General features: G+C 61.7%; 8 protein-coding genes. 6 read left to right on the forward strand and 2 right to left on the reverse strand.

Going from position 1 to position 8,310, the window contains the following annotated elements:
- Positions 1-205: 205 nt before the first annotated feature.
- The 3 genes from aceA to C7I87_RS11245 all read left to right on the forward strand — a co-directional run bounded on the left by aceA (position 206) and on the right by C7I87_RS11245 (position 2,486).
- Positions 206-1,495 carry an isocitrate lyase gene (gene aceA / locus C7I87_RS11235; protein WP_149904277.1) on the forward strand — a complete coding sequence of 430 codons (1,290 nt, stop codon included), beginning with the start codon at positions 206-208 and terminating at the stop codon, positions 1,493-1,495.
- 63 nt (positions 1,496-1,558) lie between these two features.
- The gene (locus C7I87_RS11240; RefSeq protein WP_006202762.1) at positions 1,559-1,801 is read left to right on the forward strand and encodes an SMc00767 family acetate metabolism repressor; all 243 of its coding nucleotides are present in this window, start codon (positions 1,559-1,561) and stop codon (positions 1,799-1,801) included.
- A gap of 241 nt (positions 1,802-2,042) precedes the next feature.
- A complete protein-coding gene (locus tag C7I87_RS11245; RefSeq protein WP_149904278.1) occupies positions 2,043-2,486 on the forward strand; it encodes an ANTAR domain-containing protein in 444 nt (147 codons plus the stop codon).
- Positions 2,487-2,559: 73 nt separating this feature from the next.
- On the opposite strand, the gene C7I87_RS11250 is transcribed toward C7I87_RS11245, so the two are convergent.
- Complete coding sequence (locus C7I87_RS11250; protein WP_149904279.1) at positions 2,560-3,276, reverse strand: HAD family hydrolase; 717 nt, start codon at positions 3,274-3,276, stop codon at positions 2,560-2,562.
- A 147-nt stretch (positions 3,277-3,423) separates the two neighbouring features.
- Here C7I87_RS11250 and C7I87_RS11255 point away from each other — a divergent pair, with 147 nt between their 5' ends.
- From C7I87_RS11255 to C7I87_RS11265, 3 genes are all read left to right on the forward strand, one after another.
- Complete coding sequence (locus tag C7I87_RS11255) at positions 3,424-4,860, forward strand: glutamine synthetase family protein (RefSeq protein ID WP_188393811.1); 1,437 nt, start codon at positions 3,424-3,426, stop codon at positions 4,858-4,860.
- Between the two features lie 103 nt (positions 4,861-4,963).
- Positions 4,964-6,250, forward strand: coding sequence for an NAD(P)/FAD-dependent oxidoreductase (locus tag C7I87_RS11260; RefSeq protein ID WP_149904281.1), 1,287 nt, complete (start codon positions 4,964-4,966; stop codon positions 6,248-6,250).
- A 275-nt stretch (positions 6,251-6,525) separates the two neighbouring features.
- Positions 6,526-7,410: an SH3 domain-containing protein gene (locus C7I87_RS11265; protein WP_149904282.1), complete on the forward strand. Its 885-nt coding sequence runs from the start codon at positions 6,526-6,528 to the stop codon at positions 7,408-7,410.
- 19 nt (positions 7,411-7,429) lie between these two features.
- On the opposite strand, the gene C7I87_RS11270 is transcribed toward C7I87_RS11265, so the two are convergent.
- On the reverse strand, positions 7,430-8,176 hold the full coding sequence (locus C7I87_RS11270; RefSeq protein WP_149904283.1) for an SDR family oxidoreductase: 747 nt from the start codon (positions 8,174-8,176) through the stop codon (positions 7,430-7,432).
- Positions 8,177-8,310 lie beyond the last annotated feature (134 nt).

Genomic DNA, 8,310 nt, shown 5'->3' on the forward strand with positions numbered 1-8,310 from the left:
AGCCACAATCCCAGCCTCGTTGCCCTTTACAGTATTGACAAATTTACAGCGCCCTTCTGTCAAACACAACACAGATTTTCCCTTATATGCGGCCGCATTCCCTGATTTATCTGGCTCTTTTTGCGTCGCAATGTAAATTCAGTCACATAGACGTGCCGCGACAACTGGCGCGCGGACATCGTGCAGAAAACCTTCGGAGTGACCAATGACCGATTTTTACAACCTCGTCCCCTCGGCACCTGAAGGTCGCTTCGACGGCATTGAACGTCCCTATTCGCCTGAGGATGTGAAGCGGCTCCGCGGTTCGGTGCAGATTCGCCAGAGCCTTGCCGAAATGGGTGCCAACCGGCTGTGGAAGCTCATCCACGAAGAGGACTTCGTCAACGCGTTGGGCGCCATGTCCGGCAACCAGGCGATGCAGCAGGTGCGTGCCGGGCTGAAGGCGATCTATCTGTCGGGCTGGCAGGTCGCCGCCGACGCGAACACCGCCTCGGCGATGTATCCGGACCAGTCGCTCTATCCGGCCAATGCGGCACCCGAACTGGTCAAGCGCATCAACCGCACGCTGCAGCGTGCCGACCAGATCGAGACCTCCGAAGGCAAGGGGGTTTCTGTCGACACCTGGTTCGCGCCGATCGTTGCCGACGCCGAAGCCGGCTTCGGCGGTCCGCTCAACGCCTTCGAGATCATGAAGGCATTCATCGAGGCGGGTGCTGCCGGCGTCCACTATGAGGACCAGTTGGCCTCGGAGAAGAAGTGCGGCCATCTCGGCGGCAAGGTGCTGATCCCGACCGCAGCGCACATCCGCAACCTCAACGCGGCGCGGCTCGCGGCCGATGTGATGGGCACGCCCACCCTGGTCGTGGCGCGCACCGACGCGGAGGCTGCGAAGCTGCTCACCTCCGATATCGATGAGCGCGACCAGTCCTTCGTCGACTACGATGCCGGCCGCACGGTGGAAGGCTTCTACCAAGTCAGGAACGGCATCGAGCCATGCATCGCGCGGGCCATTGCCTACGCCCCCCACGCCGACCTGATCTGGTGCGAGACCTCGAAGCCCGACCTGGCGCAGGCCAAGAAATTCGCCGAGGGGGTGCGCAGGCATCATCCGGGCAAGCTGCTCGCCTATAATTGCTCGCCGTCGTTCAACTGGAAGAAGAATCTCGACGACGCGACGATCGCCAAGTTCCAGCGGGAATTGGGCGCCATGGGCTACAAGTTCCAGTTCATTACGCTGGCCGGCTTCCACCAGCTCAACTACGGCATGTTCGAACTCGCCCGCGGCTACAAGGCGCGGCAGATGTCGGCCTATTCCGAGTTGCAGGAAGCGGAATTCGCTGCGGAAGCCAACGGCTATACGGCGACCAAGCACCAGCGCGAGGTCGGCACCGGTTATTTCGACGCCGTCTCGATGGCGATCACCGGGGGCCGGTCGTCCACCACCGCCATGCATGAATCGACCGAACACGCGCAGTTCAAGCCGGCGGCGGAGTGAGTTCGCAAAAAGACGACCAACAGAGGAAACGCCCGAGAAGGGCAACGACATAGGAGAAGACCAATGGCATCGATAAGCCGCGTCAAGGAACGGGCGGAAGAGCAATCGACCACGATGAGCGTCGACCAGCAGGCGACGATCCGCATGCTGGCCAACGATCTGCACAGGCTGAACCAGTCGGTGATGAAGGCGGTCGAGGCGGGCGTCTCGGTGGAGCTCGTGCGCTCTGCAAGGCACCATGGCGGCGACGGCAACTGGGGCGATCTGCTGATCCCCGTGATCGTCACGCAGCAGAGTCATGGCTGATCGGAAATCGTCCAGACGGCCCTTTCACCTGCGCAATGTATGCGCAGGTGAATTTTATTTTTACGCAACCGAGCCGTGGACAGGTCAGTACAGTACTGTTGCTTGAATCCACTGTTGTGAAGGGCGCCCGCAGGTTCTTTTATTTCAACTTGACATAGGGTGCGATCTCACGCCAATTGTCGCCTAGATTTCAACTCTGCATTGAAATAGGGGCGAACTTCTTGGCCGACTTGGGTGCCCAGTGAATCGCGAGGGCGAGACTGCAAAACATGTGAATCTGGTGACCCGGGATTCAAGCACCGAGACGATCCGCGATCTCTCGCGGGTGCTTGTTGTCGGGAAATCGCCGATCAACCGAGTCGTGGTATCGAAGATCGTTGAGCGATCCGGGCTCAGACCAATCTCGGAACCGCCTGATATCGCAGCGAAAACTTTGCGGATTCTGGTGCCGGGAGCGATTGTGCTCGACGGCGGCCCCGACAACAAGGACTGTGACAATCTGATGGCCGGCATCGAAACGTTGCGCCGGGCTTCGGGCAAATCGCTTCCTCCCGTGATCTTGCTTTCAAACAAGAATGGCACGCCGGAGAGCCTTGGCCTTGCGAATGTCATCGACGTCGTGGTGGCCAAGCCGATCACGCCCGAACGGTTGCAACCGGTGATCGATCGTCTGATCAGCCGCTGAGGCAATTCCGGGAAAGTCGTGCAGCGGTTTTCCATCCGGAATTATGCAAAAAAGCAAATAATCGCAGTCGCGATCAGCCCGGCTTCGCGATGCTTTCTATCAGTTCCGGCAATTGGCCGAGATCGGATATCTGGCGGAAACGCGGCTCAGCGAGCGGCGCCTCGACATGTTCGAGCACCCAGGTCAGTTCGTGTGGCACATGGACGCCCCAGCCGCCGGCCTCGATGGCGGGTACCACGTCCGACTTCAGCGAATTGCCGACCATCATGCTCCTTGCCGGACCATCGCCATGGCGGCTGAAGAGGCGCGCATAGGTCGCGGCAGTCTTGTCGCTGACGATCTCGACGGCGTCGAACAGGTCGCCCAGGCCGGAGCCGGCAAGCTTGCGCTCCTGATCGAACAGATCGCCTTTGGTGATCAGCACGAGGCGGAAGGTGCCGGCGAGTTTCTCGACCGTCTCGCGCGCATGCGGCAACGGCTCGATCGGATGGCGCAGCATATCGCGGCCGGAGTCGAGAATCTCCGCTATGACCGAGGCCGGCACGCGCCCGTCGGTGACCTCGATCGCGGTTTCGATCATCGAGAGCGTAAATCCCTTGATGCCGAAGCCATAGACCGCAAGGTTGCGCCGTTCGGCCTCCAACAGTCGCGCCGATATCTGCTTTTCCTCGCCATGATCGGCCAGCATTGCGGCAAAGCGCCTTTCCGTCATGCGAAAGAATTGTTCGTTCTGCCAAAGCGTGTCGTCGGCATCGAAGCCGATCGTGGTCAGTTCACTGCTGGTTCGCATCGCCGGCTTCTCAAGTGCGGAAGGCACCAAACCTAAGCCGACCGGCAGGCGGTTTTCAACCTGCAACGGCGAATGCCGACGGCGGCTCCCCTTCCCTTCCATCGCGCGGCACGGCTATACTCCGAAATCCGCAACCCAATCTGGTGAATGATGCCGCCTGCAAAAAAGGAAGTCCGTCCGTCGAGCCGCGGGGGACGGGCGCGCACGCCTGCCTTCGTGAAGAACCTGCGTGGTGTGAAGAACTGGAAGGAAGTCAGCGATTGGCTGGAATGGCGCGGCATCGAGGATATCGAATGCATCACGCCTGATCAGGCTGGCGTGGCGCGCGGCAAGATGATGCCGTCGAAGAAATTCACCTCCAACACCTCGCTGGCGCTGCCTTCGGCCGTCTTCATGACGACGATTTCCGGGGGCTATCCAGAGGACGGTAACGGTTTCCACTACCCGGAAGACGATGGCGACCTCAAGCTTATGCCGGACCTATCGACGCTGACCGTGGTGCCCTGGGAAGAAGACCCGACGGCCGCCGTCATCTGCGACCTCGTCCACCAGGACGGCCGCTCGGTCGAGTTCACGCCGCGCAATGTGCTCAAGCGCGTGCTTGCCGCCTATGACAAGCTCGGGCTGAAGCCGGTTGTGGCGCCCGAGATCGAGTTCTACCTCGTGCGCAAGAATCCGGACCCGGATTACCCGTTGACCCCGCCCGTCGGCCGCTCGGGGCGCCCGATCGGCGGCGGCGCCGGCTATTCGATCGCCGGCGTCAACGAGTTCGACGAACTGATCGACGATATCTACCATTTCTCCGAAAGCCAGGGTCTGGAGATCGACACGCTCATCCACGAAGAGGGCGCCGGCCAGCTCGAGATCAATCTGCGCCATGGCGACCCGATCGAACTCGCCGACCAAGTGTTCATGTTCAAGCGCACCATCCGTGAGGCGGCACTCAAGCACGAGATCTACGCGACCTTCATGGCCAAGCCGATCCAGGGCCAACCGGGCTCGGCCATGCATATCCACCAGTCGATCATCGACAAGAAGACGGGCAGGAACATCTTTTCGGCCGAGGATGGTTCCGAAACCGAGGATTTCTTCCATTTCATCGGCGGCATGCAGAAGCACGTGCCTAACGCGCTGGTGATGTTTGCGCCCTACGTCAACTCCTACCGGCGGCTGACGCAGGCGGCATCGGCGCCCGTTAACAACAAATGGGGCTACGACAACCGCACCACGGCGTTCCGCGTGCCGCGTTCGGACCCCGCGGCGCGGCGCGTCGAAAACCGCATACCGTCCTCCGACGCCAATCCCTACCTGGCGCTGGCGGCCTCGCTCGCCTGCGGGCTGATCGGCATCACCAGGAAGATCAAGGCCGAACCGCCGGTGCTTACAACCGCGAACGCGGACGAGATAGACCTGCCGCGCAGCCTGCTCGAAGCCGTCGACCTGTTCGAGGGCGACGAGGAACTCGGCGCCCTGCTGGGCAAGTCCTTCGCCGCCACCTATGCGGCGATCAAGCGTGCGGAATTCGAGACGTTCATGGAAGTGATCAGTCCGTGGGAGCGGGAATACCTTCTGCTCAACGTCTGAAGAGGCGAATAGCGAATAGTGAAAAGAAACAATATCGGTTTTTCCCTATTCGCTACTCGCTCTTCTATCCCCTTCCCAAAATCCCTCGAGTCTTCGCCACATTATGCCTTATCAATCCCCGATTTCCCCTGGCCGCTCCTGGTATGAGGACACGGCTGGGCAACGGCCTGAATATCCGGTGCTCGACGGCAACCGGACCTGCGACGTCGTCATCATCGGCGGCGGGTTTACCGGCCTGTCGGCGGCGGTTCATCTGGCTAGAGCCGGAGCGGACGTGGTGCTGATCGAAGCGCATCGTTTTGGCGACGGCGCTTCCGGGCGCAATGGCGGCCAGCTCGGCACCGGCCAGCGCGCCTGGGCCGAGGATCTGGAGGCCGAATACGGCTTGTCCCGCGCCAAGGCGCTGTTCGATCTTGCCGAAGAGGCCAAAGCCCACCTGCTTGACTTCGCCGCCATCAACCAGATCGATATCGACTACATGCCGGGTCAGCTTTCGGTTGCGCACAAGCCGCGCTATGTCGACGATTACAAGGCGCATGCCGAGATCATGGCCAGTCGCTTTTCCTATCCGCACATCTCATTCATGAATGCGAAGGAGACGGCGGAGCGGCTGGGCTCGAGCGCCTATTTCGGCGGCACGCGCGACACCGGCACCGGCCACATCCATCCGATGAAACTGGTGATCGGCACGGCGCGGGTGGCGGCACAAGCCGGCGCGCACCTGTTCGAAGGGACGCCATCGACGGGCATCATCTCCGCTGGTGGCAAGGTCAGGGTTTCTACGCCGAGAGGGACGATCTCGGCGCAAAAATGCCTGCTCGCGGTCAATGCCTATGGCGGAACCCTGGAGCCGGTGAGTGCGGCGCACATCATGCCGATCGGATCCTTCATCGGCGCGACCGTGCCGCTGGGGCCGGATTCGAAGGTGTTGCCGGGGGGCGAATCGGTCGACGATTCCCGTTTCGTCGTGCGCTATTTCCGCAAATCCAGGGATGGCCGGCTGCTGTTCGGCGGACGCGAGGTCTATGGCGTCAACGATCCGAAGGATATCCACATCCACATTTGCCGTCAGATCGCGGAGCTCTATCCGGCGCTGAGCGACGTCGAGATCACCCATGGCTGGGGCGGCTATGTCGGCATCACTGTGCCGAGGAAGCCGTTCGTGCGCGAAGTGATGCCGAATGTGATCTCGGCCGGCGGCTATTCGGGTCACGGCGTCATGCTTTCGAACTTCTTCGGCAAACTCTATGCCGAAACTGTCGCCGGCAACCGCGATCGGCTGAAGCTGATCGAGGAATTGAAAATTCCGCCATTTCCTGGCGGCCGCCGGTTCCGGGCGCCGCTGCTTTTCCTTGCGCTCAACTGGTTTGCGCTGCGGGACAGGATCTAATGCGTCGCGCCATGCGATCACGAACTCATCTAATGTTGTAATATCCATGTAATATTTGTTGCCTGGGCGGCACATTGCGGAATTGCCGGCAAAGGCGCAGAATCCTTGGCAATGGCGTACTGATGCCACAATCGCGGGCGAAAGGTCCGCATCTGGGCGATTGTTCGGGGATTGTTGCGGGCCTGTCCGCGTTTTTGGGACCGATGCTGATCGAACGCATGATTTGCGATATTTGATCGAAAGAACACCGGCCCGCTTATGGAGGTGGCAAGAGAGTGAGAGAGCCCTTCAGTTTCGGTGCTCCGGAACGTCGGCGCTTTGCCATGCAGTTCGGCTATGACATGCGCCCGTCATTCTGGCAGGGAGTCCGTTCGAACTCGCACCTGGTCATTGCCGCGGTCGGCACCGCCGCACTGCTTGGCGTTGCCGCGGTGGCACTCTGGCTGGCATTGCCGACCGGCGAGAGGCAAGCGGCCGCCAGCCCCGAGCAGAGCATTCCGAGCATTCCGGTGAAGACGACGAAAGTTCCCCCTTCGGGGACTACGGTGACGGCGGCCGCCGTGACACCGCAGGTGGAGCGCAAGTCCAGCCAGGTCTCACCGACCATCGCAGCGGCGGCGGGCGCCATACAAGCGCTTGCGGCCAACGATCCCCGCTGGACCGGAGCACAGCCGAAGGCTGCTGCCGCGGCAGCAGATCCCGATCAAGCGGCCGCCCCCGGCCAGGTAGCGAAGCAGCCGGAGCCGGCGCCTGACAAAACAGCGGCGGCATTCGCCCAATCGTCTACCGATACCGATGCCACCGACGAGCTCGCCAAGGTTGCCGCGCCGAGCCCGCCTGCGAACAGCAGCAAGCCCGATGGCGCGCAGACCGCAGCCATTCCGGAGGCGCAGCCGCAAATACCGGAACAAAAACCCGCGAATGCACAAGGCGAGGATAACGCAGCCAAAGCGAAGCCGCGCAGGGTTGCGGCAGCGGGTGGCGGCCGTATTCTCAGGACCGTGACCATGCGCAGTGCTCCGAAGAAGGGCGCTACCCCCATCGGCACGGTGCCTGCCCGGACTTCAGTGCAGCTGATAGGCTGCAAGCAGTGGTGCGAGATCGTCTACAACGGCAAGCACGGCTGGGTGTACAAGAGCTACGTCAAGCCCGGCGCGTAATATCCGAAGATTGCCGCATTCAGATGCAGCGCCCGCCGTCGACTTCCAGCGCCACGCCGGTGATGAAGGCGGCCTCGTCCGAGGCCAGCCATAGAGCCGCATTGGCGATATCGAGCGGGGTCGACAGCCGGCCGAGCGGGATCGAGGCGCGGAATGCCTCGCGGATTTCGGGCGTATCGGCGCCCATGAATTTCTCCAGCATGCCGGTCTCGCCGGCCACCGGGCAGAGGCAGTTGACGCGGATGTTCCTGGGCGCGAGTTCCACCGCCATCGACTTGGTGGCGGTGATCGCCCAGCCCTTCGAGGCATTGTACCATGTGAGGCCGGGCCGGGGCCTCAGGCCAGCGGTGGACGCCGTGGTCAGGATGACGCCACCGCCCTGCCGCTCCATGATCGGCACCACGGCAAGCGCGGCGTGATAGATCGCCTTCATGTTGACCGATGTGATCAGGTCGAAGGTTTCCTCGTCGACCTTGAGCATGTCGCCATTGCGATGGGTGAACCCGGCATTGTTGACCATGATGTCGATGCGGCCGAAGGCGCTTTTGGCCGCATAGATCATCTCGTCGAACTCGGAGCGCAACGAAACATCGGTTTGCGTCCAGATCGCCGCGTCGCCGATCTCGCCTGCGACGCGTTCCGCCCCCTTGGCGGTGAGATCGGCCACGACGACCCTGGCGCCCTCTTGCGCGAAGCGCTTGGCCATGCCTTCGCCGAAGCCTGATGCCGCACCGGTGATAATGGCGACCTTGTTTTCCAGACGCATGCGTTTACCGCTCCTTGGGTTCATCGCGCAGCTTGCACGAAAGGGCTGACGGCCGGGCCGTTGCCGCGACAGATCCAGCGCCGATTTCTCCCTTACAACATGTCGCGGCGAATAGGATTCGCCCGACCTGCTGT

This window comes from Mesorhizobium sp. SARCC-RB16n (assembly GCF_008520305.1).
GTDB lineage: Bacteria > Pseudomonadota > Alphaproteobacteria > Rhizobiales > Rhizobiaceae > Mesorhizobium.

Bases quoted from the DNA above. Each gene is read 5' to 3' on its own strand.
- C7I87_RS11240 (WP_006202762.1), top strand. From the start codon at position 1,559: ATGGCATCGATAAGCCGCGTCAAGGAACGGGCGGAAGAGCAATCGACC.
- C7I87_RS11250 (WP_149904279.1), bottom strand. From the start codon at position 3,276: ATGCGAACCAGCAGTGAACTGACCACGATCGGCTTCGATGCCGACGAC.
- C7I87_RS11255 (WP_188393811.1), top strand. From the start codon at position 3,424: ATGATGCCGCCTGCAAAAAAGGAAGTCCGTCCGTCGAGCCGCGGGGGA.
- aceA (WP_149904277.1), top strand. From the start codon at position 206: ATGACCGATTTTTACAACCTCGTCCCCTCGGCACCTGAAGGTCGCTTC.
- C7I87_RS11260 (WP_149904281.1), top strand. From the start codon at position 4,964: ATGCCTTATCAATCCCCGATTTCCCCTGGCCGCTCCTGGTATGAGGAC.
- C7I87_RS11270 (WP_149904283.1), bottom strand. From the start codon at position 8,176: ATGCGTCTGGAAAACAAGGTCGCCATTATCACCGGTGCGGCATCAGGC.